The 25,806-nt window shown below is 64.5% G+C and carries 21 protein-coding genes, 1 tRNA gene and 1 pseudogene; 5 read left to right on the top strand and 18 right to left on the bottom strand.

The genetic code is table 11. The annotated features are described in order from the left end of the window. Positions 1–8 precede the first annotated feature (8 nt). Positions 9–1,709 carry a hypothetical protein gene (locus PX52LOC_RS31500; RefSeq protein WP_149113800.1) on the bottom strand — a complete coding sequence of 567 codons (1,701 nt, stop codon included), beginning with the start codon at positions 1,707–1,709 and terminating at the stop codon, positions 9–11. 1,682 nt (positions 1,710–3,391) lie between these two features. Here PX52LOC_RS31500 and PX52LOC_RS31505 point away from each other — a divergent pair. The 3 genes from PX52LOC_RS31505 (at position 3,392) to PX52LOC_RS31515 (ending at position 4,888) form a co-directional block, all read left to right on the top strand. Further along, entirely contained in the window at positions 3,392–3,598 is a 207-nt protein-coding gene (locus tag PX52LOC_RS31505; RefSeq protein ID WP_149113801.1) for a hypothetical protein, read from the top strand. Between the two features lie 164 nt (positions 3,599–3,762). Then, positions 3,763–4,203, top strand: a complete 441-nt coding sequence (locus PX52LOC_RS31510) for a hypothetical protein (protein WP_149113802.1) — start codon at positions 3,763–3,765, stop codon at positions 4,201–4,203. A 4-nt stretch (positions 4,204–4,207) separates the two neighbouring features. Next, positions 4,208–4,888 carry a hypothetical protein gene (locus PX52LOC_RS31515; protein WP_149113803.1) on the top strand — a complete coding sequence of 227 codons (681 nt, stop codon included), beginning with the start codon at positions 4,208–4,210 and terminating at the stop codon, positions 4,886–4,888. A 117-nt stretch (positions 4,889–5,005) separates the two neighbouring features. Here the strand turns inward: PX52LOC_RS31515 and PX52LOC_RS41220 are convergent, their stop codons facing one another. Then, complete coding sequence (locus tag PX52LOC_RS41220; protein WP_168219322.1) at positions 5,006–5,161, bottom strand: hypothetical protein; 156 nt, start codon at positions 5,159–5,161, stop codon at positions 5,006–5,008. 669 nt (positions 5,162–5,830) lie between these two features. Here PX52LOC_RS41220 and PX52LOC_RS31520 point away from each other — a divergent pair. Further along, complete coding sequence (locus PX52LOC_RS31520; protein ID WP_149113804.1) at positions 5,831–6,658, top strand: TylF/MycF family methyltransferase; 828 nt, start codon at positions 5,831–5,833, stop codon at positions 6,656–6,658. 264 nt (positions 6,659–6,922) lie between these two features. On the opposite strand, the gene PX52LOC_RS31525 is transcribed toward PX52LOC_RS31520, so the two are convergent. The 4 genes from PX52LOC_RS31525 to PX52LOC_RS44190 form a co-directional block, all read right to left on the bottom strand. Beyond that, positions 6,923–7,135: a hypothetical protein gene (locus tag PX52LOC_RS31525; RefSeq protein ID WP_149113805.1), complete on the bottom strand. Its 213-nt coding sequence runs from the start codon at positions 7,133–7,135 to the stop codon at positions 6,923–6,925. Between the two features lie 42 nt (positions 7,136–7,177). Beyond that, positions 7,178–7,351 (bottom strand): hypothetical protein, encoded by a 174-nt coding sequence (locus PX52LOC_RS41225; protein ID WP_168219323.1) that lies wholly within the window; start codon positions 7,349–7,351, stop codon positions 7,178–7,180. Between the two features lie 269 nt (positions 7,352–7,620). Beyond that, on the bottom strand, positions 7,621–8,079 hold the full coding sequence (locus PX52LOC_RS31530) for a hypothetical protein (protein ID WP_168218715.1): 459 nt from the start codon (positions 8,077–8,079) through the stop codon (positions 7,621–7,623). After that, complete coding sequence (locus PX52LOC_RS44190) at positions 8,003–8,248, bottom strand: helix-turn-helix domain-containing protein (RefSeq protein ID WP_390637579.1); 246 nt, start codon at positions 8,246–8,248, stop codon at positions 8,003–8,005. Before PX52LOC_RS44190 ends, PX52LOC_RS31530 begins: the two co-directional genes overlap by 77 nt. A 451-nt stretch (positions 8,249–8,699) precedes the next feature. Here PX52LOC_RS44190 and PX52LOC_RS44195 point away from each other — a divergent pair. After that, a pseudogene (locus PX52LOC_RS44195) lies at positions 8,700–9,631 on the top strand (IS630 family transposase). A 204-nt stretch (positions 9,632–9,835) separates the two neighbouring features. On the opposite strand, the gene PX52LOC_RS31545 reads toward PX52LOC_RS44195, so the two are convergent. The 12 genes from PX52LOC_RS31545 to PX52LOC_RS31600 all read right to left on the bottom strand — a co-directional run bounded on the left by PX52LOC_RS31545 (position 9,836) and on the right by PX52LOC_RS31600 (position 25,641). Next, positions 9,836–9,907, bottom strand: a tRNA-Val gene (locus tag PX52LOC_RS31545). Between the two features lie 35 nt (positions 9,908–9,942). After that, a complete protein-coding gene (hscB, locus tag PX52LOC_RS31550; RefSeq protein WP_168219326.1) occupies positions 9,943–10,470 on the bottom strand; it encodes a Fe-S protein assembly co-chaperone HscB in 528 nt (175 codons plus the stop codon). An 8-nt stretch (positions 10,471–10,478) separates the two neighbouring features. Continuing rightward, positions 10,479–10,856 carry a HesB/IscA family protein gene (locus tag PX52LOC_RS31555; RefSeq protein ID WP_218575191.1) on the bottom strand — a complete coding sequence of 126 codons (378 nt, stop codon included), beginning with the start codon at positions 10,854–10,856 and terminating at the stop codon, positions 10,479–10,481. Between the two features lie 62 nt (positions 10,857–10,918). Then, the gene (iscU, locus tag PX52LOC_RS31560) at positions 10,919–11,341 is read right to left on the bottom strand and encodes a Fe-S cluster assembly scaffold IscU (protein WP_149113810.1); all 423 of its coding nucleotides are present in this window, start codon (positions 11,339–11,341) and stop codon (positions 10,919–10,921) included. 49 nt (positions 11,342–11,390) lie between these two features. Then, entirely contained in the window at positions 11,391–12,605 is a 1,215-nt protein-coding gene (locus tag PX52LOC_RS31565) for an IscS subfamily cysteine desulfurase (protein WP_149113811.1), read from the bottom strand. Between the two features lie 22 nt (positions 12,606–12,627). Next, positions 12,628–13,122, bottom strand: coding sequence for an RrF2 family transcriptional regulator (locus PX52LOC_RS31570; RefSeq protein WP_149113812.1), 495 nt, complete (start codon positions 13,120–13,122; stop codon positions 12,628–12,630). Between the two features lie 163 nt (positions 13,123–13,285). Then, on the bottom strand, positions 13,286–15,391 hold the full coding sequence (locus PX52LOC_RS31575) for a DUF11 domain-containing protein (RefSeq protein WP_149113813.1): 2,106 nt from the start codon (positions 15,389–15,391) through the stop codon (positions 13,286–13,288). A 32-nt stretch (positions 15,392–15,423) separates the two neighbouring features. Further along, a complete protein-coding gene (locus PX52LOC_RS31580; protein WP_149113814.1) occupies positions 15,424–15,894 on the bottom strand; it encodes a hypothetical protein in 471 nt (156 codons plus the stop codon). Positions 15,895–15,974: 80 nt separating this feature from the next. Then, positions 15,975–16,262 (bottom strand): hypothetical protein, encoded by a 288-nt coding sequence (locus PX52LOC_RS31585; RefSeq protein WP_149113815.1) that lies wholly within the window; start codon positions 16,260–16,262, stop codon positions 15,975–15,977. Positions 16,263–16,530: 268 nt separating this feature from the next. After that, positions 16,531–17,784 carry a DUF1559 domain-containing protein gene (locus tag PX52LOC_RS31590; protein ID WP_246173525.1) on the bottom strand — a complete coding sequence of 418 codons (1,254 nt, stop codon included), beginning with the start codon at positions 17,782–17,784 and terminating at the stop codon, positions 16,531–16,533. Positions 17,785–17,793: 9 nt separating this feature from the next. After that, positions 17,794–18,300 (bottom strand): acetolactate synthase, encoded by a 507-nt coding sequence (locus PX52LOC_RS31595; protein WP_149113816.1) that lies wholly within the window; start codon positions 18,298–18,300, stop codon positions 17,794–17,796. Positions 18,301–18,450: 150 nt separating this feature from the next. Beyond that, positions 18,451–25,641 (bottom strand): Ig-like domain-containing protein, encoded by a 7,191-nt coding sequence (locus PX52LOC_RS31600; RefSeq protein WP_149113817.1) that lies wholly within the window; start codon positions 25,639–25,641, stop codon positions 18,451–18,453. Positions 25,642–25,806 lie beyond the last annotated feature (165 nt).

Consider the following 25,806-nt stretch of genomic DNA (forward strand, 5'->3'; position numbering starts at 1 on the left):
GATTCGCCTTACGGGTTCGAGACTAAACCGTAGAGGAATGGCGGGTGGGCGAAATCCCACAGCCGCCACGGGTTCGCGTCGGCCGAGATCGGCAGCGCGTTCCACAGCCACGCATCATAGTACAGGCACGGAACGTGAATCGCGAATCCCAGCAGCCCGAGAACGGCCACGGCGATCCACCCTTCGCGGAGCGACAGCAACCATCCGACGGGCCGAATCAGGAACAGGGCGAGGATCGGCACCACCTCGGCGATCAGCCGCGAGCCGTAGCAGAACCCGCCCCACCAGACCGGCCACGAGGCGATCAAGAGCAAGTGCAGCGCCACCAAGCCCAACGCGAACGGCGTCCACCCACGCGGCACGCCCGATTCTCCCGCCCGCGCCGCCGGCCAGAGCCGCAGAACCAAGAGGAGCAAACACGGCTGGAAGACGAACAGTCCTCGGGATGGGCAGACCAGCACGCCGAGCATGAACTCGCCGGGGAACCACTTTTCTTGCAGGAAGCCCATCGCGGGGCCGAACGGGTTGCGGTAGATCGACCAATACATCACGCCCCACGGCAGGTAGAACAGCACGGCCAACAACGGCAGCAACAGCCCACGCCGCCAGTCGCGGGCGAGAACCCACAGCCCGAACGGGACCAGGAACGTGACCGCCGACGGCCGGCAGGCCAGAATCCACCCGCACGCCAGTGATTGGAGGAGCAACCCCTTCCACCCCGGCCGGCTGGCCGTGCGGAACTCGACCAGCAGGGCCAACAGCATCCAGAAGACGATGCCACCCTGCTGCCAGAGGAGCATCCCGAGCGTGGACGAAAACACCGACCCGGTCGCGAGGAGCCACGTCACGGTGAACGCCCCGGTCAGCGAGCCGAAGTGCAGCGCGATCAGAAAGAACAGGGCCAGGGAGCAACCCGTCAGTATGGACGCGGTCAGTTTCTCGATTCGCAGGTGAAGGCTGTCGTCACGGATGTCCAGACCCAACGCCGACGCGCCGAGGACGCCCGGCCACGCGAACACTTCCATCCCCGCCGGGTAGGTCGAATAAACGCCCGGCCCGCCCGGCACTTCTCGCACGAAATACGGCCGCCCGGGGCCACACACGTCCCAGCGGTATAGCCCAGATGGGGGCACGTACGACGACAACTCGCGGCTGCCCGTCTGCGCCATCTGCACGACCGTCGGCACCACCGGCATTGTGTCGCCGGTCCAGACGTGGATGGTCGAGTTCCAGTACAAGAACGCGCTCGGGAGTGTGATCGCGAAGAACGCAATGCCGAACGCTCGGCGGTCGTTCGGCGATTCCCGGAGCCTCGCTTGAATTCGCAGCAGCCCCGCGACGACGACGGAGGGCACAGACAGGAGGGCCGTTAGGCCGAGGCCGCTCAGCAGGGTGAACCGCCCGAGGCGGTGCGCGATGAGACTCGCGGTGTGGTTGCGAATCAGGTAGGCCGCGACGAACGCCAAGAGCAGTACGGACAGGCGGCGAATCGCCGTGCGGCGATCGATCGTGTTTGCAAACGCGGCCAGGAGGGTGAGGCCCGCCATCGCCGCGGGGCCGGTGGTACGGATGCGCCCCCACGCGGTCGCGGCAAAAATGCCGACCGCGGCCAGAAACAACACCCACTCGACGAGTTGTTGCCCCGAGTCCCGCCGCGGAGTCGGGGAGAGGCTGTTCCGCGGCGGTGAAGACAGTCGAAGACCAAACATCGTCGCCCTCACATAGAGGGCTGCCACGATACCACCCGCGTCGGAAAGCCGTCAACGCGAGGATGACAAGGGCCGTCCAACACTGGCCACGGTCGCTTGACTTTCGTGGGAGCGTACGCCAGTTACAAGGGCGTCGAGGCGAGGGGTTTCGGGAACAGGATAGACCGAGAGTTCGGGGAATTGCTCCGCATCCGGCCCGTTGGTTTTACCCCTCGCGTCTCACCTCTTTCACCCTTCATCCGCCACCGCTCCCCCAGCGTTCGACCAGTTCTGTACCCGTTCTGCCACCGACTCGGCACACGGTGGCAGTATTCCACAGGCCATTCAGCGATTGTCGGCGGCGGAAACCGAACAGTGTCGCAATCGCACTTTTCGGAAACGTCCCCACCCGTTGACCCGGCGCAAAGAGGCGTGTAGGGTGGGACGGTGACGTTCGGTACTCGTAGGCAGGGAGATCTTTTCGCGTGGAAGTTCTACGTCGGCGTAAACGATGGGTGTGGTTTGCGGCCGGGTTCATCGTTGTCTTCGTCGCGCTGCTCGTGTTCTACCCGGTGATCGCCGTGCACCCATCGGGGCAGTCCGCGACTCGCCAAAGCCTCTGGGCGTACTACACAAACGCACTGCTCCGCTTCTTCGGTCCGTCCAATCTGGGACCGGCCGGTAGTAACTCGGGTCGACTGTCGCGAATCGTGGTTGAGCATTTATCTCTGTCGGTCATTGGCGGGTGCGTCGCGGCTGGAATTGGATGGTGGCGGCGACGGCCTGCATCCCAGAAGACAGAACTGCCCGCGGGCTTGACGGTCGACCGCCGGGGCGAATGAGCCGATGGCGATATCCGTCGCTCGGTTCGGCGAGAGGGCTTCACTGGCAGCCGGTGCGGGAGTCGGGCATGACCGCTGATGTCGTCCAATCAAACTTCCCAGAAGGTGTCAGGCTACCCGACTGCTTGCGGGCCGTGTGTGACTACGTGGACGCTCACGGGTATCCCCTCAGCGGTTGCTTCGAGATTTGCGATCGGGGCCGGAAGGACGCGGAAGGGTGGTTCCCAGGCGATCCGGCGACACGGCGTCAGGTTGCGATTTTCGGCCGGGGTTCGACGGGATCCGCATACGCTCTGTGGCTGGTCCCGAACGCAAACCCGGCTGAAGCACCGGTCGTCCTCTTCGGCTCCGAGGGGGAGTTTATGGTGCTCGCGTCCAACGCATTTGAGTTCTGCCGGTTACTCGGACTGGGTTACGATGAGATCGAGTACGACGACCTTGCTGCACGTCCCGCAGAGTGGAATGAGACGGCGGGACTTCGCAACTGGTTGGCAGAGCGGCTACGAATCGACTTCCCAGCAACCGGGGAAGAGATCGCAAGAACCGCGAGGGAGCGGCATACCGGTTTCAGCGGGTGGATGAGAGCGTGGCAAGCGGCGAACCTATAGGATCGCGTAGACGCCAACCCTCTGCCCTTCACCCGCCCGTGCGGTCGGCAGGCCGCGGGACAAGTTGCGACTCAAGGGGACGGATCCCGCTGACCATCTTGCCCCTTAGTTTCGTCGGTCGTCATCGCCCGCCGCGGTGGGCGGTGCGGGAGGAAATTCGCTCGGCCGCCGGTTCCTCTTGCACCGCCACGCCGGGCGGGTAAAACGCACACTCGCCCGCCACTCGATCGACTCGCAATCGCGGACGGAGTACATGACGACCATCACCACCGGCGACCCGACCCCGTCCACGGCACGTGGCCGGAGGGTCCGGCAATGGCTTCAGTCCTGGGCCTGCGCGTTGTTGCACCGCCGCCAGTGGTACGCCCGGCACACGCTCGGGGGCACGTATTACGGGGAAGCCGGGGCGGAAGCGTGGCGATGCCGCAAGTGCGGCCGGAAGTGGAAGGGGGAAGGCTGAGGATGGGTCGCGCCACCCCTCGGTGTTGTCGAGTGTGCCCCGTGACAGGGCGGGCAGCGCGGGTGGGCTTATAAGAGGGCGTCGGCCGCTCGAATCCCGTGGACCGACCCGCCCACGAGCGGTAGGATCGACCGTGACGGCGAGCGTCCCCCACGGAGATGACCGTGCCTCACCCTGAACTCGAATTCTTCAACAGCCTGACCGGCAAACTGGAGATCGAACTCGACACGCCCGCCGAGCCGGTCGCGAATCTGTTGAACCTCCAAGCGTCGCCCGACGCCCGCATCGTCCGCCTGGAACTGAAGGCCGAGGTGTTCGACCGCGAGACGGACGAGTCTCGCCCTCTCACCCCGGCGGAACTGGACGGCGTGGCCTTCCGGGGCAGTTCGATCCTCCTGCAAAGTGAGGACGGCGAACCCGTGTCGCACGCCGCGCCGAACGGGTCGCACTTCACGGTTCGGGAACTGTTGCGGGCCGTCGAAGAGACCGAGCGGCAAACCCGCGGCGGATCGGAATGGCTCGGCGGTGTGGACGTTCATCACGTCTACTTCGAAGGCATCCACTCCGACGACGGCGACGTGTGGGAAGTCGATTGGGGGTCGTGAGCGAATGACCTCCACCCTCGCCGCCCTCCGCGATGCCGTCCTCCTACACCCCGCCGACGACGTGGTCCGAGGCGTGTACGCCGACGCCTGTCTCGAGTCCGGCGACCCGGCGACGATGGCCCAGGGCGAACTGATCCTCCTTCAACTCGCGCGGGCGGACGAAGAACGGCAGCGGAAGTTTATCGGTCTGTGGGCAAAGCCGTGGTTACCGGCCGGGGTGTCTCACCGCGTCCGCCTCTCGCACCAGCACAGCGACTGGTGGCGCGTCGGACCGGGCGTGGAAGTGGAGTTCGGCCGCGGGTTCGCGACGGGCATGCGGTTGACCGACCCGACCGACTCGGACTGGACCGAGGCGACCGTCGGCGTGGTCGCCGAGATGCACGCCAACTCCGTTGCCGCCCTATTCGCTGAGCATCCGCTGGAACGGGTCGTCATCGGCATCGGCGAAGGTGAGGAGTGGTGGATTGAACTGAGTTGGCCACACCGGATACCCGAACAACAACAGTGGGGCCTCGTCAGTAGTCGCCGCGAGCGGGCCGGAATGGGCTGGTCCTCCTCCCGAGAATCGTTTTCCGCGAAACTGGACCGGGCCGTCAACGCCCGCATCCTCACCCTCGGCCAGCGCGTCCTGAACGTTCAACGCGGGAACCGGGGCCACCGCGAGTGGGGTGCTGGGATCATCTGACTCGCCTCCCGCACCACCCTTTTCGCAGTCACACCGTCGGTACGATCTTTTTACCACGTGCCGGACTTCGACGGCGCGGACATCGACACGAACCCCTCCCCGCCTGCGTCAACCATCTCACTCAGTCCCGGCCGGCTTGTCGCCGCCGTTCACAGCAATCCAGCACTGGTGGTACAACCGAAACCAATACTCCCGGCTCTGCCGCTCGGGGCCGTTCTTCTCGTGCGCCGCGACCGTCTCCATCAGTCGGAACGCAACCGATGCCACTGTCACCGCTTCAACCTCAACAGGACCGGTTACCCGGACGTGATCTCCCACGAATCCAACTCCAAAATGATCGGGCGGATCGCGTGATTCATCTTCCCGCCGGTTCCCGTGGTCGTCAAGGCCGTGGGTGGGCCGACGAACCAACGCATGCCCTGGACCGCCCGCCCAACGTCCTTGCCCTCGCCCCGGACGGCAGGTAACGTCAGGGGCGGTCTCCGAGTGTCCACCTTCCTCAAGTCGTTCATCCCGGGCAAGTGACGGCGGCGATGTCGGAGACCCGTGAGCGGCTACGCCGAGTTGGCTCAGGGGACATAGTTTGACCCCTCTGCCACCACGGCAATCTCAACCCACGATTTCAGACCATCCCTCGCCGGGTGAGGGACGAATCGGAGCGTGCCTACGACTACGACCGCTACCTTGTCGTCATTGTCCTTGTCGCAGTTGGCCACGTTGGCCACGCGGGCGAACTCGACGCGGTCGGCGGTGCGGGGCGCGGTCCGCGATGGGATACCGCCGGCGGCGAGGGAATGCGGCTTCGTTTTTTGCACGCTCAACAAAAGGTTAAAATGCAAACGCGCGACGTCCCACACCTGATGAACTATTGATCACTTTTCGGTACATTTGAATTACTCTCATAATTATCCCTTACCCTCACCCTATACCGCAGGCTGCCCAATGCCCGACACAACAAGCCCGGCTGCAGATTTGTACTTTGACCTCCTCAAGCGAAGTTTGGCCGGACTGATCCACCCGCCAGAGTTGCGGGCGGTGAGCCCTACCGTGTTAGCAAGCCCGATGGTGGAAAAGGAACTCGCCAGCGGTGGGTATGAACTTTGCCAGAGGATCACCCCGCCTGACTTCTCGAAACGCGACGAGGGCCGCGACTGGCCGGCCGGGGCCGCCGAAACGATGATCGGGATGAAGCGTCTGAACAACCTCCAGATGTGCGTCGAGTCGATTGTTCGGGACGGCATACCCGGTGACCTGATCGAGTGCGGTGTGTGGCGGGGCGGGGCAGCCATCTTCATGCGGGCCGCCCTGGCGGCCTTCGGCGACTCGACAAAAACGGTTTGGGTCGCGGATTCCTTTCAGGGGCTGCCGCCCCCGTCCCCAGACCTTTACCCGGCCGACCTTGGTGACACGCTCCACACCTACTCCGAACTGGCCATCGGAGTGGAAGTTGTCCGGGACAACTTCCGCCGCTACGGCCTGTTGGACGATCGAGTGCGGTTCCTGGAAGGGTGGTTCAAGGACACGTTGCCGGCTGCACCGATCTCGCAGATCTCGGTCCTGCGTGCCGACGGCGACATGTACGAATCGACGATCCAAATTCTCGAAACGCTGTACCCCAAGCTCTCGCCAGGCGGGTTTTGCATCATCGACGATTACGGCGCCGTGTACGCGTGCAAACAAGCCACCGACGACTACCGCCGCAAGAATGGGATTACGGACCCTGTGCAAACAATCGACTGGACGGGAGTCTACTGGCGCCGCGGCAGCTAGGCTCGCCAATTTGGAGCCGGATCCGAACCGAATACGGGGAGAAATCTCGACGGCGTGACTGCGAGCGGCGGGAAATACGCTGTCGTGGACGGCCGCCACAGCCGCGAGTCGCAACAGAGACCGCGGGACTACTCGTTGTCACGGTCAATCTCTACGGTGGTTTGTGCTCGGTTGTAGAGCCGGACGTTCACTCTGACACCGACCCAATATGACGCGGCGGGCAACGAGAACCTCGTCGCGGCTCTCCGTTTCATGCTCGTCACCTTACCCCACGCCGACGTAATTGGGTGGGGGTTCGCCTCTCACGCCGGCCAACCCACAAGTTCGCGGTCCACTCGCCCGCTCGATCGTCTGGGCGTAGCTGTAGTTCGTGTACTTCGCGTTGTATGGTCTCGCTCCCGCACTGCACCGCTTCATGTCGAGGTGTGTCCGCCGGTAGAACTCGGCCTCCGACTCGACGGGTTGAAGAAGTGGCACGTCCGCGGGCCGGGTTAACCGTGGCGCGACGATCGACCGGGATCACTCGCCCAACACGATGATCCAGACCTCGCCGAAGCGGGCGGTCTTGTGGGCCATCCAGATGTAGACCCAGACTCCTTCCTCGTCCAAGTTCCTCGCCATCCCGTCGATCTTAACGACTCGGCCGCAGTGGACCTCGGCCCCGGTCAGTTCGAACAGGTCGCTCGGCCGCACCCCGTCAGCAATCGCAAGCGGAACACCTCCGTCACCGTAGGTGTCAGGAACGGGAGACTGGCGATAACGTGGTGCCGCGGTACGGGCTCGATGTCTTCGTCTCGAACCGCTTGGATCGACAACTCACGAACCACGAGGATCGGCCGCCGGGTTGGTGAAGTACTGGGCCAGAACGTCCGGAAGGCTTCCTCCGCTTCCAGCGTCTGGAACTTACCGAAATACTCCCGGGTGCCGTTTACAGTAGCAGGTTGTCCCCCTTGTCGTTGCGATTACATCTCGGACGGGACCGACACATTCTGAACCGACGGCTTTCCGCCCTTCGGCCCGCTGGCCACGGTCACGGCCCAAGTCTGGCCGATGGCCTTTTGCACGTCCGTCCACAGGCCGCTGATATCCTCGCCGGGAACGAGTGGTCGCCCCACCAATCCGGCCAAAAGCCGACCGGCATGGGTATGAGGCGTCAGTCGCAGGTCCGTTAGGGCGGTCGCCTCACGACCCTTGTGCGGGCCGCTGGCCACGGCCCATGTCCACGTGAGTTTGTCCTGTACTTTGTCGTTGGAAAATGCTTCCACCCCTCGGAACACGGCGAAGTAAACGCCGACCGGCAAGGGTTCGGCCCCGCTCGCCGCGACCGCCAACCCCGTAAAGGGGTTAACAGTCGGCGTCGGTAGCATGGGTTTCGGCGCGGTCGCCGTGTGGGGCGGAATTGCGGTTTGGGAAGTGCTCATTTCTCGCCCCTTCGGCCAGCAATGCCGTCACGCTCTGGGTGTGGATTCGGATTCCGCGACCGACACGTATGCCCGTGAGCCGTCCGTTGTGAAACCACTGACGTACCGTCTCAGATGAAACGGTGAGAATGTCCGCCGCTTGGCGGACTGTTAAAAGCTGCCGGGACATTGGCAGCGGGGTGAGATTGGTAGCTTGTGTCACAAGCCACCTCCTTTTGATTAAGGAGTATGGGTGTGACCTAGATGGGTTGGTCTGAACCCGAGGTTACGGTTTCCGATACAGGAAGAAGGTGGACCCTCTTACGTCTGCCAGATTACGCTTGCCTCACTGTCCCTGACTTCAGAGATCAGCAGTCCGGCTATCCGCCGTGGAAGTGGGAATGGATAATAGCGTTGGCCTGTAAATTTTGCAACGCCAATTTGGCGCGGTTGGAAATCGTGGCAGGCTTCTCCGTAACCCTATCGGTTTCGGCATGACAAAAAGCCGTGAGCGGTGTGCCTCTCCGGGGCCCACGCTGGAACATTTTCGGGGATATGGGGTCGCTTAGAGCGGTTCCCGAGATGATCTGGCGCAGGTCTGTCGGTCGCGGTAGATTAGTGGCTCCCTCCGAGGGCCACCGATGCGAGCGTACTCCGCCGATCTTCGTGAGCGGGTGTTGGCCGACGCCGACGGCGGGGCGGGCACGCGGGCCTCGCCGCCAAGTACCGGGTGAGCGAGTCGTGGGTGCGGCGGGTCAAGCAAGTGGGGCGGGAGACCGGGCGAACCGCCCCGGCGGCCCAGCGGCGGGGGCCGACGCCGGGGTGGGTGGCCCACGCCGACGCCATCCGGGCGGCCGTCGCCGCCGACCCGGACGCGGCCCTGGCCGAGTACCGCGAGCGGTTCGCCCTCCCGCTGTCCCGGTCGGCGTTGGCCCGGGCCCTCGTCGCCCTCGGGTTGCCGCGGAAAAAAAGTCGATCCGGGCGGCCGAGCCGGACCGCCCGGACGTGAAGGAACAGCGGGCCGCCTGGCGGGCCGGGCAACCGGCCCTCGACCCGGCGACGTTGGTGCTCGTGGACGAGACGCGGGCGAGCACGAACATGGCCCGGACCCACGGCCGGTGCCCGACCGGCCGGCGGCTGGTGATGGCCGTGCCGCACGGGCACGGGAAGACGACCACGTTCGTGGCCGCCTTGCGGGCGGACGGCATGGTCGCCCCGACGGTCATCGACGGGGCCGTGACCGGGGACCTGTTCGTCGCCGACGTCGAACGGCAACTGGCCCCGGCCCCTGCGGCCGGGGGACGTGGTGGTGATGGACAACCTGGCGTGCCACAAGCGGGCCGGGGTGCGGCGGGCGATCGAGGCGGCGGGGGCCGCGCGGCGGCGGCTGCCGCCGTACTCCCCGGACCGGAACCCGATCGAGAGGGCGTTCCGCAAGCTCAAGGCGCGGTTGCGGGCGGCGGCCAAGCGGACGATCCGGGCGGTCGAGGACTACCGGGGCGAACGGTCGGCCGCGTTCGCCCCCGAGGAGTGCCGCAACTACTTCCGCAGTTGCGGCTATGGGGTCGCTTAGCTCAGCGGGAGAACACGCCCATTACAAGAGTGCATTCCGTCATCTGGGGACAGAATTGGGGGACAGAATTCGCATTTCGGGGGACAGAATTGGGGTATACTCAAAATACGCCCTTACCGTTGGCTGTCCGGCAAGGCGTCGAAAACGCTTAAGATCAAAGGGTTTAAGGCCGAAAGGCTTAACGCCGAAGTGCCTGTCTGCAAGTGGTCGCTACAGGGATTGAACCTGTGACCACACCCTTGTAATGGGCGTGCTCTACCGCTGAGCTAAGCGACCGTGAGGCTGTTATAGCGACCCACCCGCCGAAGGCATCAGCCGCGGTCCGGTGTGCCGCGTAAGTCGCGAAGAAGACTCTGAATCGTGCGGGCCGCGTTCAAGTGCCGGCGGATGTCCACGAGTTCGGTCGGCAGCGGGGTTGGTTGCGATTCGATCTTCGCGAAGCGTGAAGCCACGTCGGCGATCACGACCGAGAACTGACCCATCAGGTCGGCTTCGAGTTCACTCAAACTGCCGCCGGCCGCGCGGATTTCGTCCATCTGCTCGCGGGTTTCCATCATCTGCATGAGGAACGATTGATCCTGACTCTTCTCCTGGCCTGCCGTTGGGCCGCCGAGAAGCGAGAGCAGGTATTCGGCCCGCCGGAACGGATCTTTTAAGGTCGTATAGGCCTGGTTGAGCGATGCCGTCTGCTCGATCACAAACAACTGATCGGCGTCGCTCGCCCCGCCGTGGAAGTCGGGGTGGAACTGCCGCGACTGCGCCAGGTAACGGCGTTCGACTTCGGCCTCGTCAATGGAAAAGCGTCTCGGCAGGCCGAGACGCTCGTAGTAGTCGCTCATGGTCGGCATTACATCGAGAAGGAGCTGCCGCAGCCGCAGGTGGTCTTGGCGCTCGGGTTGGTGACGCTGAAACCCCGCTTGTTCAGGTCGTCGTGGAAGTCGACCGTCACGCCGTCGAGGTACAACATGCTCCGCTTGTCGATGACGATGTTGACGCCGTGAAGTTCGAAGGTGTCGTCGAGTTTCTCGTTGATCGTCTCGTCGAGGTCGAGCTTGTGTTGGAAGCCGGAGCACCCGCCGCCGACGACGCGGATGCGGAGATAGAGCGGCTTCTCAGAGGCTTGTTCGGCCGCGATGCGGCGAACTTCGGACGCAGCCTTTTCGGTCAACGTAATCGGCAGAGCCTGGGTGGTCTTCGTGCCGAGTTCGAGGGTTTCCGTGGACATCGTTACCTCAGTAGTTGGGTGTGGTAGGGGATACCGTTCGCGTTAGGGAATCATACACCGTATCAGCCGCCGACGGTAGCCGGTTCTTCCCGGTCGGCCGTCACATCTTGCTTTTCCTGGTAGTTCTTGATGGCCGCCTTGATGGCGTCTTCCGCCAGCACCGAGCAGTGGACCTTGACCGGCGGCAGGGCCAACTCTTCGACGATGGCGGTGTTCTTGATCTCCATCGCCTCGTCGACCGTCTTGCCCTTCAGCCACTCGGTGGCCAAGCTGCTCGACGCAATGGCCGAACCGCAACCGAAGGTCTTGAAGCGGGCGTCTTCGATGACGCCGGTGACCGGGTTCACCTTGATTTGCAACTTCAGCACGTCGCCGCACTCCGGCGCGCCGACGAGGCCCGTACCCACGTCCGCCGACTTCACGTCGAGGCTGCCGACGTTGCGGGGGTTGTTGTAGTGTTCAAGGATTTTGTCGCTATATGGCATGAGCCTCTCCCGTTAGTTGTGTTCGTTCCTAAAGCCGCATTTGATGAGTTTAGTGCGCCGACCACTCGATGCTCTTCAAGTCGATGCCCGCCTGGGCCATCTCGTACAACGGCGACATTTCGCGGAGGCGGTTCACTTCCCGTACCACGAGGTTGACGACGTAATCGACTTCCTCTTCCGTGTTGAACCGGCCGAGGCCGAAGCGGATGCTGCTGTGGGCGAGTTCGTCGCCGACGCCGAGAGCGCGGAGGACGTAGCTCGGTTCCAGGCTCGCGCTCGTGCAGGCGGACCCGCTGCTGACGGCCACGTCCTTGATGCCCATCATCATGCCCTCGCCCTCGACGTAGGCGAAGCTGATGTTCGCGTTGCCGGGCAGGCGTTCGGTCGGGTGGCCGTTCAGGTACGTCTCCGGCAGTTGGTCCATGATCCCCTTGCGGAGCCGTTCGCGGAGGGCGAAGGTCTTCTTACTCTCCTCCGGCATCTCCTTGCGGCAGATGTCCGCCGCTTCGCCGAAGGCGACGATCAGCGGAACCGGAAGCGTGCCGGACCGCATGCCGCGTTCGTGACCGCCGCCGTCGATGATCGGTTCGAGGCGGACGCGCGGGTTCTTCTTGCGGACGTACAGCGCCCCGATGCCCTTCGGCCCGTACATCTTGTGGGCCGACATGCTCATCAAGTCGATGTTCATCGCCTCCACGTCCACCGGCACCTTGCCGACGGCCTGCACCCCGTCGGTGTGGAAGAGGACGCCCTTCTCCTTGCAAACCTTACCGATTTCGGCGATCGGTTGGATCGTCCCGATCTCGTTGTTGGCGAACATCACGCTCACCAGGATCGTCTTGTCCGTGATGGCGTTGCGGACTTGCTCGGCAGTCACGCGGCCAAACTTGTCCGGTTCCAGGTACGTAATCTGGCAACCTTCGCGCTCGAGCCGCTTGCAGGTATCGAGGACGCACTTGTGCTCGGTGGGAACCGTGATGATGTGGTTCCCCTTCTTCTTGTACATCGCCGCCACGCCCTTGAGGGCGAGGTTGTTGCTCTCGGTCGCGCCGCTGGTGAAGATGATTTCCTTCTCGGTCGCTCCGATCAACTCGGCGATCTGCTCGCGGGCGTTGTCCACGGCCGCCTCACCCTCCCAGCCGTAGGGGTGGCTGCGGCTGGCGGCGTTGCCGTACTTCTCGGTGAAGTAGGGCAGCATCGCATCGACGACCCGCGGATCGACGCGGGTGGTGGAGTTGTTGTCCATGTAGATCGGCAAGTTCATCGTCGGCCCTCGGAAAGCAGATTTACTGTGCGGCCAGTTGCGGCTCGCGTGGGTGGTCGGCCATCATCATGAGCGGTAACATCGTGGTGCTGGCGGCCGCGCGATTTGCCGAGAAGAGTTCTTCCAGCGTGACCCCGTGCAGCACGCCCATCAGACGGCGGTGAATCTCCGCGATCGGCCCCTTCATCGGGCAGACGTGCGAGACGGAACACGTCCCCTCGCCCCGTGCCTCGCTGTGGCTGCTGCAAACCGTGAGTTTGAACCCTTCCTCAATCGATTCCAGCAGTTCCGCGAGCGTTACTTCGTTCGCGGGTCGGAGCATCGCGTACCCGCCCTTGACCCCACGGTGGCTCGCCACGTACCCGGCGTGCGTCAGTTCTTTCAGGATGTTCGCGACAAACGCCCGACTCAGTCCGAACGCTTCCGCAATCGTGCGGGCGTTGCCGCCGGTCGGGTGGTGGTACAGGTGCGATAGAATGAGCAACGCATAGTCGGCCTTGCGGCTGAGCAGAGTCATTGCGTTGCTCCTCGGGAGTCCTAAGAACCGGGCGAAACGAATCCGCACCTCTCTGAGTCCATTTTTAGGCGTGGTATCGCACCTGAATAGGGCGAATTCGTTGAGACGCCGTCTCACGAACCAGAAGTGATGTGATAACAGTCACTTGCGCCAAGAGAACTTCTCAGCGTTGCCCGAGGATTTGGGTGGCCTGCTCATCTTTGAGTGCAGAAGTGATTTCTCGACTTTTGACGGTCGTACTGAGTCGTGCGCTGCCAGACTTGACCGCTTGTGTTTCGAGCATGAAGGTCGCGGTCGAACCGGCCGGCAACTCCGCGAGGCTTGGGAACGTGAACCGCTGATCGGCGACGGTCGCGATCAAATCGTTCGGTCCTGTGCCTTTCTTGAGTTGCAATTCGTCGGTCGCCTCCGCACTCACGACGACGTTGTGGGCCGAGGCGTTACCGCGATTGCGGACCGTCACGCGGAAAACGGCCTTCCCGCCGACGCGGACCGGGCCGACCGGGTCGGCCACGACCAGCGTCAGCACCGGCAGGCCGACGATCGAGACGAGGCTCGACGCGCCCTTCGCTTTCACGCGATTCCCGCCGGGCATTTCGCCGTCGGCGCTGACCGCGACTGCGAGCTTTTCCGCCTGGCGGTCACTGGTCGTGTTCAGGCGAAGCACCTTCGACTCGCCAGCCGCAAGCGTGCCCAGGCTCCAGGCTGCCCCGGCGTCCGACGTGCGGCCGTTCTCGGTGGCGGTCGCCGCCGTGAGGCCGCGGGGCAGCGTGGCTTGAACCTTCACGTCGGCCAGCGGGGCGTCGCCGCGGTTGGTGACGCGGTATTCGAAGAGGCCGTCCTGTCGCACAGAGATCGTCTCCGGACCACTCATCGTCACTTCGAGTTCTGCCCGGCCGACGGTCAGAATTGCATCGCCGCGTTCGGCCAACCCACCGTTGGCGGTGACATTGACCTTCACGGGGAACTTGCCCGCCTTGTCCAAAGTAACCGGCACGAAGACGGTCTTCGTCCCGCGGGCCGCGATGCTGCCGATGCTCTTTTCGAGCGGCGCGTTCTTCAGATCGGGAACATCAACCCAGGCCACGGCGTTGCTGATTGGCACGTTGCCGGTATTCGTGACCGTCACGCGGACGGTCGCCTCGTCGCCGGTGGAAACGTAAGTCGGGGCGTCCACCTTGACCTTCATGGCCGCGGTATCGACGTCGCTGCCGGCTTGCTGTTCGGCCCGCATGCCGTCGGCCGTCTCCGCCGTCGCAGTGATGTTCAACGCGGCCTTCTTCGTCGGGCGAACGACGACTGTGATGTCTTGATTCTTCGAACCGGGCAGCCCTTCGAAGGCCCAGGTGAAAGTGTTGCCGCTTCGTCGCAGGGCGGGCGGGTCGGCGCGGACGAACTCCGCGTGGTCGGGAATGGTCGCCTTCACCGTTAGCGGTTGGCTCTCGGCCTTGCCGACGTTCGCGAGTGATATCGTGACCGGCACTTCCTGATTGACGCCGACCGCTTTCGGCACCTTCACGTCGAGACTGACCTGCACCCCCTCGTCCGAGCGCGGCCGACTCGTCAGGCTACCGTTCTCCCGCGGGGTCGTGGTGCCATTCTCTTTCGCGCTCGTTGTGGGATTCTCGCGCGGCGTCGTGTCGGGGTCGGCGGTCGGCGGCGTGGTTTCTTCAGTCGCGGCGGCATCCTTGCGGAATTGGCCCTTCGTCCACGTCAACTTCACGACGACACGGCCCTTCTCGACGTCGGAAATGTCCGGGGCGTAGGCCGTGACCGTGGTCTGCCCTTCGACCGGCGACGTGACAACGCAATAAGTCTGGCCCTGGTGAACCTCGAAGTCGTCGCGGGCGTTGTCGCGCTTGACGCTCTGGCTGAACGTGTTCGTGTAAACGACGGCGTACTTCGAGTCGATCTTCTTGCCGCGGTTCGGCAGGAAGCCACCCTCGTCGGTGGCGGCGATGCTGCCCGGCCCCTCCAGGGTCCACTCGACCCGCCGACGGCTGCGGGTGCTGCCGTCGCGGTCGTAGAAGGTGGCGATCAGGGCTTGCTCGGCGTTGACGCGGTTGGTACGACTCGTCGGCGTGACTTCAAGGCGGCCGACGCCGGAGGTGGAAGATCGCGGAGTGTCGCGGCCGGTGGACGATTCCGACCGGCGGTCGCCGTCGTTCGACAAGCTGTCCATGGCCCGCAGTCGCTCGCGCGACGAGTTGGCACAACCGCTGCCGATGGCGATTAGACCGCCGATCAGAATCCCGAGCATCGGCCTCATACCGGCCCCCCGCTTGGCGGACGCGAACGCCCTTACTTGCTGCCCATCATGGAGGGCACCTTCAGGTCGCCGCCGCTACCCTCGGCGATCGGCGGCAGGGTGGTCATCCCCGACATGCCGGGCGGATTCATCGGAGCGATATCGGGCGAGGGTGCCGGGGCGGACGGGTACGAAGTCACGGGCAGCGACGGCACGGCCATCTGCGGCATGACACCCGGTTGTGGCGTCGGCGACTCGACGATCGGCCGCCGGAAGTTTTCGTTGCCGACGATCGGGCTGTACGTCCCGCCGCGGCCGGTGGAAGCCGTCGGAATCGCCGGCGTCGCGCCGGTGGTGGGCGGCGTCGTGCCGGCCGTGGGCGGCGTCGGCTTCTTGGCGGGATCGGTAGTGGACGAATTGATGACTGGTTTCGGCGGAAGCAGCGGGTTCGGCTGCCGCGGGGCCGAGTGACAGCCGGTCAAGAGGAGGGCTGACAAGAGAGCGATCCGCGATCCGTGCGGCATGACGTTTCCCTTTCCGTGGAAGAATGGGAAGCCGTGTACCGTGGATTCGCGGATGCGTCAAGGGCCACTTCGCGGACGGCTTACCGCCCGGCTCCGGCCGGGGCGGGTGCGGCGACCGGGGCCGCGGGGGCGATGACCGGGGCAACAGCCCCGGCGTTCCGCCGCAGCAACCCGTCTGGGTCCTGCATCGAATCGACTTCCCGTTGCAGCGGGAAGGCCGGGTCGGGCGGGAAGTATTGCGGCCGCTGCTTCAGGTAGTGCGGGCTGGGCAGCGTCAGCCCGCCGAAATACGTCTGACAGCCGCTCAGCACGGACAGGGCCAACCCCAAACCCGCACAGCCGGTTAGCGATCGAAGTGTGATTCGCATTTGCACGTCTCCCCCGTTCCGCGACACGAACTCCCCCGCTCGTGCGCTGGCACGATGAGTCTGCCGGATTTATCGGCTGTACCGGCTGCGGGGTTTAATCTGAAAAGGAAATCGACCCGATTTCGTTCAATTCAGGTCACGGCAGATGGGGACTGGTGGCAATTCTGCTCGATTACCGCCGATCGAGGGGTGCGGTTTGTTGCGAGTAAAACACAGCCGCCGCCCGAGTCCCTCGGACGGCGGCCGGAATGACGGAGTCTGTCCTACCTTATTCATCCGGGCTAACAGTATTCCCGTCGGCTCGTGCGGCAAGCCGGAACAGGGTCGAGACGCTCAGCGTGGACTTCAAACTGCGTACCGAACCGTCTCCCATCGAGACGTTCGCGACACCCGTGTGGAAGGCGTAGATTTCGCTTTGATTCCAGCAGTTCACCGCACACGCTTGATTCGCCATTGCGGCGGTCGTGCTGCTCGTCGCCTTGCTGGGGGCCGTTCCCGCCGTGGCCGGTGGCAACGTCCCACTACAGGTGATGTCAAATCCCGCGCCCGCCCAAGCCCCGTTCACGAACGTTGGTTGGTTACTGTACTTGGTGCCGTAAGCCCACCCGTCGGGCCGTCCCGCGTCTTCCGCCACCATAATCGTGTTGCTCAGGCCGTCCGTCACCGCCAGCAGCGGAGTCCGCTGGGCGTTGACCAGAATCCCAATGACGGCATTGTTGTTCGCCGTGGTCCCGGTCCCCCCACCGGGGAAGGTCAAGCCGACCGCGACCCAAGCGGCAGGAACGCCATTGGCCCGGGTCGTGGCGAAATAATCGGTCGTGCGAGGACTCCAGCCGATACTGGCCAGGGTCGATGGGACCGCATGGTCGCCCGGAGCGGACGGACACTCGTATACCGGAATCCGGGTGCTGGACGCTGGTTGATTCTGTGCGTTGTCCCAATCCAGACGGAAGTTGTACCCCCCCGCCCCGGCAGTCAGGACGTTCGCTTGTTCGATGTACGGGAGCAAGATCGACAAAAAGCTGTGCTTCGCGTAGTCCGTCCCCAAGGCCCCCGACTGACCGGCTTTCAGAAAGTCCGAGAGGTACGAGTACGGGCCGCCGTTGGCGGGTTGAACACTGGCGGGCGGCAGCGATTGGTAGGTGCTTTCGTAGTTGTGACAGGCCAGGCCGATTTGTTTCAGATTGTTCGAACACTTCATCCGGGCCGCCGCCTCACGAACCTTTTGCACGGCCGGCAGCAGTAAACCGATCAGAACCGCGATAATCGCGATGACGACCAAGAGTTCGATCAAGGTAAACGCCCGCGCACGGGCCAGCCTCAAGCGAGTCATACTCTCTCCAAAGAAATGATCTGTTGATGAAGGCAATGAAAGACCATCGGCATTCTCACGCCGAGAGTCAGCAATCATCAAATCAGGGAAATTGGAAGAGGATTGGTAGTTACTGTAAGCGTTGCGTGAAGACGCGGCAAACAATCCGTGCCAAAAGATGAAATTCGTCGGCCGAAGGAGTTGGAACAACCCTTTTCTTCAACAGGCCAAATCGTCCTCGTTGAAGAGTGTGAAGCCCTGATTTTGCAGCGTGTTTGCAGCGTTTTCCAGATTATCGACGTGGATAGCCAGGGCCGTGCTCCCCATCGGGCCGACGCCGATGAGCAGTGGGTAGGCGTAATGGATGTTGATTTCACCGCCGAGAAGGGCCTTCGTGATCGTCAGCAGAGGGCGGTTGTCGTCCGGCAGTTTCACCACGATCAGGTCGCTCTCCGTGAACGGGAACTTCCCGCTCGTGAGCAGTTCATACGCACGTTCGTAGTTGCTGGGCAGCAGGCGAATGATGGCACAGTCGGCCGTTTCCACGACGTTGAGCGACACGACCTGAACGTCGGTCGATTCGAACTGCTTGACGAGTTTGAGGAGCGCCCCCATGCGGTTGGCGAGGAAGATGTTAAACTGTCGCACACTCGGCCAATCGCGCCCGTGGGCCGTCGCGAACCCGGTCCCCAGGTGGCCGTTCTCGTCGTCGTCGTTCAGAAGCATCCCGTTCCCTCGGATGGAGTTGAGGTCACTCTAACCGATTTTCGGTCGGATGCAAAGAACTGTTCCCGATCCGTCACACCGGGGTAGGCGTCGCGGAAGTGGGCGGGAACGGTACTCACTTCGGCGATGCAAACACCTGGCGGCCGTCGCTCACCCGACGTATACGCCGCCGCCGAACGTGATGCTGGAGTCGATCGTGTTGAAGTCCTTGCTCGCCGGCGGGGTGCCGTCGGGGGTGATGTCCTTGCCGAGGTACACGACGATCCGGTCGCCATTGCTCGACCCGGCACCGGCGATCAGGTCAGCCCGAGTGTCTCCGTCCAGGTTGGCGGTCGTCACCCGGACGGCGGTGCGGGCGTCCGGGTCGCCGGCGAAGAAGTTCGCCAGCACGATCTGGGTGCCGGTTTCCAGGAGATCCTTGGCGGAGATCGCGAACACCCGCGGGGCTCCACCCGGCCCGCCGCCCGCGATGATGTCGGCGTACCCGTCCCCGTTGAGATCCCCGCCAGCGATGTACACGCCGTTGCGGAGCGTGTTCTCGAACACGAAGAAGTCGTTAAAGAGGTGGGTAATCGACCCCGAGATGAGGGCCGCCCCGTCGAACACGGCGACCCGGGGTCCGCCGCCGATCCCGGCCGCGACGAGCATGTCTGGGGTGCCGTCCGCGTCCACGTCGGCCAGAGACACTCGGCATCCGCCGCGGAAATCCGGGTCTTCGATGCCGTAGAAACTGACCACCACTCGCCGGGACACTACGTCGATCACCACCACCCGTGGACCGCCGCCAACGTCCGGGCTAACGACCAGTTCGGCCCGGCCGTCGCCGTTCAGGTCGGCCGCTTCGACGAAGAGGCCCCCCGTGAACTTATCCTCGAACGGGCTGCCCTGGTAAAGCAACGATCCCGTCGCCCCGTCGTACACCTTGACCACCCCACTCATCCCAGGGCCGTTCGCCGCGATCAGGTCCGGCATCCCGTCCCCGTTCACATCCCCGACCGCGACACGCACCCCGCCGGTCGCCCCCGGGAACGCCTCGACGGTCAGCCGCCGGGTCCCGTTCGGGTTGTACAGTACCGCGACCCCGCCGCCGCCCTCCGACCCGGCCGCGTACGCCTTCGGCAGGGCCGGATCGGTCAGCGCGATCGTCACCGAGAAGTTCTTGGAGAGCGGCGTGTCGGCCGCGTTGCTCACTCTCACCGTGAGTGTCACCCGCCGGGGCGAGCGACGGAGGGCGGCGGCGTCCGCCACCGTGAGTTGGCCGGTGTTCTTGTCGAGGGCGAAGATGCCCGCGTCGTCGCCGTCCGTGATGAAGTACGTCAGCGGGCCGCCGGCCGGCGTCGTCGCTTGCACCGTCCCGACGACGGTCGCGAGCGGGGCGTTGCCGGCGAGGGAGAACGATTGAGCGTCCGGTCCGGTCGGCCCGGTCGGGTCCGCGAAGATCGTCGGCACGTCGGTCGCCGACGACGAGTTCCCGACCCCGTCCGTCGCGGTCACGACGAAGTTGTTCGCCGCGTTCGGCGTCAACCCGACGTCGAGTGCGAACGTGGTGGCCCCGCCGGTCAGTTGAAAGCTCGCGAGGGGCGTAGCCGGGGTGTCGGCAACCCCGTCGTTATTCGCGTCGACGAACACCTTGATCAGAGCGTTCACCTCGGCCGTGCCCCGGATGGTGAACACGTTGTTGGTGACCGTAACAGAGGCCCGGGGGGCCGTGAGAGTCGGCCCGAGCGGCGGGGTTGAGTCCTCGCTGATCGACGGCACGTCCACGGGGGCCGACTCGTTGCCGAGCGAGTCCGCGGCCGTCACCAGGAAGTTGTTCACCACGTCCTGCGTGAGCGGGACGGCGATGCTGTACGCCGTCCCGCCGCCGGACAGTTGCAGTTGGCCGACGACCGCGTCTCCGCCGTCGATGACGCCGTTATTGTCCCGATCCTGGTACACCCGTACCAGAGCGTTCGGCTCGGCCGTGCCGGTGACCGCAAAGGTGTCCGCGTTAACGGTCAGCGTGGCCGCCGGGGCCGTGACGGTGGTCCCGGCCGGGGCGGCCGAATCCTCGGTAATGGTCGGCACGTCCACCGGGAACGACTCGTTCTTCACGGCGTCGGTCGCGGTCGCCACGAACGTGTTCGCCGCGTTCTGGTTGAGAGGGACGCTGAGGGAGAACACCGAGGCCCCGCCGATCAACTGGACCTGGGCGACCACCTGTTCCCCGGTATCGACGGCGTTATTGTCGTTGGTGTCCCGGTACACTCGGACCAGGGCGTTCGGCTCGGCCGTGCCGGTGAGGGTAAAGATCGCGGCGTGGACCGAAGTGGGTGCCGTCGGGTTCGTGACGGTCAGCCCGGTTGGGGCCGCGGAGTCCTCGGTTAAGGTGGGAACGTCCGCCGGGGCCGACTCGTTCCCGGCCACGTCGGTCGCGGTGACCAGGAAGTTGTTCGCCGCGTCCTGGGCCAGCGCGACCGGGATGAGGTACGCCGTCGTCCCGGCGACCAACAGTTGGCTGCCGAAAACGGTGTCTTCGGGGTCGATCACGTTATTGTTGTTGACGTCGCGGTACACCTTCACCAGCGCGTTCGCCTCGGCCGTGCCGGCAATCGAGAAGTTGTCGGCGTTGAGCGTCGTGGCCGCCGTCGGGGCGGTCACGGCGGGAGCCGCCGGGGCAATCGCGTCCTGGGTGATGGTCGACACGTCGGCGGGAGTCGACTCGTTCCCGGCGACATCGAGGGCCGTGACCAGGAAGTTGTTCGCGGCGTTTAAATCGAGCGACACGGACACACTGAACGCGGTGGTGCCGGCCGGCAGTTGCATGATCGTGAAGGTTTCGCCGGCATCGATCTGGTTGTTGTTGTTGGCGTCCTTGTACACCCGGATCAAGGTCCCCGCCTCGGCCGTGCCGGTGACGATGAATGTAGTGCCACGGGTCGTGAACGGGCCGGTCGGGGCACTCACCGCGGGTGCGCCCGGTGCGATCGAGTCTTCTGTGATCGTCGGCACGTCGGCGGGGACGGACTCGTTCCCGGCCACGTCCGTCGCGGTGACGAGGAAATTGTTCGCGGTGTTTTGCATCAGCGTCGCCGCCAGGCTGAACGCGGCCATCCCGGCGAGCAGTTGCTGCTGGATGACGACGGCGTCTTCCGGATCGATGACGTTGTTGTTGTTGACGTCCTTGTACACCTTCACCAGTGCGCCCGGTTCGACCGTGCCGGTGACAGTAAACGAGGGGGCGTGGAGCGTGACCGCGGCGGGCGGAGCGGTCACGACCGGGACGACCGGGGCCTTCGAGTCCTCGGTGATGGTCGGCACGTCCGCAGGGATCGACTCGTTCCCGGCCGCGTCCGCCGCCGTCACCAGGAAGTTGTTCCCGGCGTCCTGCGTCAGCGTCACCGAGAAGGAGTACGTCGTCCCGCCGCCGACCAACTGTTTGGTGTCGAGAACCTTCTCGCCGGCGTCAATCGTGTTGTTGCCGTTGGTGTCCTGGTACACCCGCACCAAGGAGTTCGCCTCAGCCGTTCCCGAGATGGTGTACGTTGCCGCGTTGATTGTCACGAGGCCCGCCGGAATGGTGACGGTCGGCGTCGCGGGGGGCAGCGAATCCTGGGTGATGGTCGGCACGTCGGCCGGGGCAGACTCGTTCCCGGCCGCGTCCACGGCCGTCACCAGGAAGTTATTCGGGGAATTCTGGACGACGAGCGATACGAGGAGGGTGAAGCCCGTCACCCCCATGCCCAGTGGCGTCGAGGTCACGATTTCGCCGGGGTCGATGAGGTTGTTGTTGTTGGCGTCGTTGTACAACCGGATCAGGGAACCCGGCTCGGCCGTGCCGGTGACGGTGTACGTGGCGATGCGGGTCGAAACCGCCATGATCGGGGCGGTAATCGTGGGAGCGACCGGCGCGACCGAGTCCTCGGTGACGGTCGGCACGTCGGTCGGGCCGGACTCGTTCCCGGCGGCGTCAGTCGCCGTCACCAGGAAGTTGTTCGCGGTGTTCTGAAGGAGTGGGGCTGACAGGCTGTACGAAGAGTTTCCGCCGGTCAGTTGGAACGACATGACGGCCAGTTCGCCGGGGTCGATCATGTTGTTGTTGTTGGTGTCCCGGTAGACCCGGATGAGGGCGTTCGCCTCGGCCGCCCCCGCGATCGTGACCCCGTCGGCGTTCACCGAGGTGGGAGCCGCCGGCAGGGTCACGCCGGGGGCCGAGGGGGCGATCGAGTCGGCGGTGATGGTCGGCACGTCCACCGGGCCGGACTCGTTCCCGGCGGCGTCTGCTGCCGTCACCAGGAAGTTGTTCGCCGAGTTCGGGAAGAGCGGGACCGAGATGACGTACGTCGTCGCGCCGCCGGACAACGGCATCGAGTTGACGGCCATGTCACCGGCGTCGATCATGTTGTTGTTGTTCACGTCCCGGTACACCCGGACCAGGGCGTTCGCCTCGGCGGTCCCGGTGATCGTGACGTTCGGCGCGTTCACCGTCGCCGCCACGGACGGCAAGGTGACGGTGGGGTTCACCGGCGCAATCGAGTCTTGCGTGATCGTCGGCACGTCCGACGGGCCAGACTCGTTGCCGGCCGCGTCGGTCGCCGTCACCAGGAAGTTGTTCGCCGCGTTCAGCGTCAGCATGGTCGGCACGGTAAACGTCGTCGTCCCGTCGGGCAGTTGCATCGACGACACCTGCGTGTCGCCGGGGTCGATGGCCCCGTTGTTGTTGACATCCTTGTACACCTTCACCAAGGCCCCCGCCTCGGCCTGCCCGACGATACTGAACATGGGGTTGCCAACCGTCATCGGCGCTCCCGGCATGGTCACGGCCGGGGCCCCGGGGGCGATCCCATCTTGGGTGATCGTCGGCACGTCGGCGGGGACCGAGACGTTCATCGCGGCGTCGGTCGCGTTCACCAGGAAGTTGTTCGCGGCGTTCATGTCGAGCCCCACGTTGAAGGTGTAGGCCGTCCCGCCGCCCATCAACTGCATCTGCATGAGGAACGTGTCGCCGGCGTCGATCGTGTTGTTGTTGGTGGTGTCCTTGTAGACCTTCACGAGCGCGTTCGCCTCGGCCGTCCCGGTGATGGCGAAGGTGACTAACTTGGTCGTCATCGGGGCGGCCGGGGTGGTCACGAGGGGACCGGCCGGGGGCAGCCAGTCCTGGGTAATCGTCGGCACCTTGGCCGGGGCCGACTCGTTGCCGACGGTGTCGGTCGCGGTCACGAGGAAGTCGTTTGTGGTATTCAAGTTGAGCGGGACCATGATGCTGAACGTGGTCTCACCGCCCATCAAGGTCTGCTGCTTGACCGGGTTTGTCTCACCCGCGTCGACGATGCCGTTGCCGTTGGCGTCGCGGTAAATCTTCACCGTGGCCCCGACCTCGGACGTCCCGGTAACCGTGACCGACATGCTCGAGATCGTCATCGGGGCGTTCGGGGCGGTGACGCTGACGGTCGGGGGGATCGAGTCCTGAGTGATCGTCGGCACGTCCGTCACGGAGGACAGGTTCCCGGCGAGGTCGACGGCCGTGACGAGGAAGTTGTTCGCCGCGTTCATCGTCAAGATGGTCGGAATGCTGAAGAGCGTCGTGCCGGCGGGCAGTTGCAGAGATGAAACTTGCACGTCCGGGCCGTCGATGAGGTTGTTGTTGTTCGCGTCCGTGTACACCTTCACCAGAGCGCCGGCCTCGGTCGCCCCCGTGATCGTGAACTTGGACGTCGAGACCGTCGTCGCCGCACTCGGGTCGGTGATGGTGACCGTCGGCGGGGTCGAGTCCTGGGTGATCGTCGGCACGGCCGCCGGGGCCGACTCGTTCCCCACGGCGTCGCTTGCCGTGACCAGGAAATTGTTCGCCGCGCTCGCGTTGAGCGACACCGTGCGGTTGAAGGTCGTCGTCCCGGCGGGCAATTGAATTTTATCGACCGGGTTCGCCTCGCCCGGATCGACGATGCCGTTGCCGTTGGCGTCGCGGAAAATCTGCACCAGGGACCCCGCATCGGCCGTGCCCGCAATCGCGAACGTCTTGTTCGGCGTCGACAGCGCCGCCGCCGGGGCGGTGATGGTGACCATCGGCGGGGACGAGTCTTGCGTGATGGTCGGCACGTCCACCGGGTTCGATTCGGCCGTCCCGGTCACCTGGGCGGTGACGAGGAAGTTGTTGTCGGCGTTCGGGGTGAGGGTGACCCCGGTGACGCTGTACGACGTCTGGCCGCCGGAGAGGGTCGCGGTGCCGACGACCGAATCCGCACCGTCGATCATGTTGTTGTTGTTGGCGTCGGTGTACACGCTAACCGTACTCCCCGCGGTGGCGGACCCGGTGATGGTCAAGGTGGTGTCCTTGACCGTCATGGGACTCGAAGGCGTACTCACGCTCGGGCTTGCGGTTCCGATCGAGACGGCGGTCGTGGACATGAGTTGCAGGGACGTTTCCCCCGGAAGGCCACCGTACTCGACGAGGTATCCAGTCAGAGGAACAACCCCGAGGTCGTTCCACTGGCCGTTACCCAGGAGCGACGCATAGTTCTCGTTACCCCCAGAGTTGTCCGGCTGATTGGGACCCCAGTTGCTGTACTGTCCGCCCACGGCTTTTCCGCCGGCGCCTGGTGCGGCCCCCTGCCAGAACTGGAGCCCGCCACCGGGCTGCAACCCTTCCGGACCGGTCACCCACCGCCACGCCCCTTCAGAGGCCGCGTCACTGCCCCCGATCCAAGCGCTGATCCCCCCGGCGATGGTCGCGGCGAACGTCTGCTCGCCGGCCGAGGTCAAGGTCGCCAGGTACCCCTGGCGGCCGTACCGATTCCGGGCGGCCGCGGCGACTCGGGCTTGGTCCCAGTTCGGGTTAGAGGGCGTGGACAGGAATTCGTACAGGTGGCCGTCGTTCACGTTGCCGGTGGCCGTATAGAAATTGGGGGGCGTGATGGAGAATGTGACCGACCGCGAACCGGTACCGGCGGCGGACACCTGAAGTTGAACCGAACGGAGGACCGTCTGATAGTTCGCGGCCGACGACGATCCGGTCAAGGTGAGTGTACCCGTGGCCGAACTGTAGCTCCCAGCAATGCCGCTTGGACTCGTGAACAGGAGTTGGTCACCGGACGTGAGGCCGGCCGGAGCAATCTGCACAGTCGCGGAGGTCAGGCCCAAATTACCGCTGTCCGAAATGGTCAAGTTTGGGTCAACGGCGATGGCCGCCCCGCCGAACGTGTAAGAGCGTGAGGGGACGCTCCCGGTCAAGACGGGCGCATTGTCGGGCGTGATCCGCTCGTCGAGCCGTTCGAAACGGAGGGCGGGCGAGCGGCGGGCGGGCGTGGTGATCGTCCGAGTCTTCTGTCCGAAAATGCCACGAACCCAGTTATTGAACATCATGGTGGGGACGTCCAGGCGGTGCCACGGGGCGTGAGAGTGCGTGATCTTACGACGGGGTTTGAACCGGCGAAGATTGTACCAGGGTCCAAAGATTCGGACGCTACCGGTTCAACGGCTCGACGCTCTCGGTCAAATCAGATTATCTTCGGAGGGGTTTGTCCCGCC

Source organism: Limnoglobus roseus, assembly GCF_008254045.1.
GTDB classification, from domain to species: Bacteria; Planctomycetota; Planctomycetia; order Gemmatales; family Gemmataceae; genus Limnoglobus; species Limnoglobus roseus.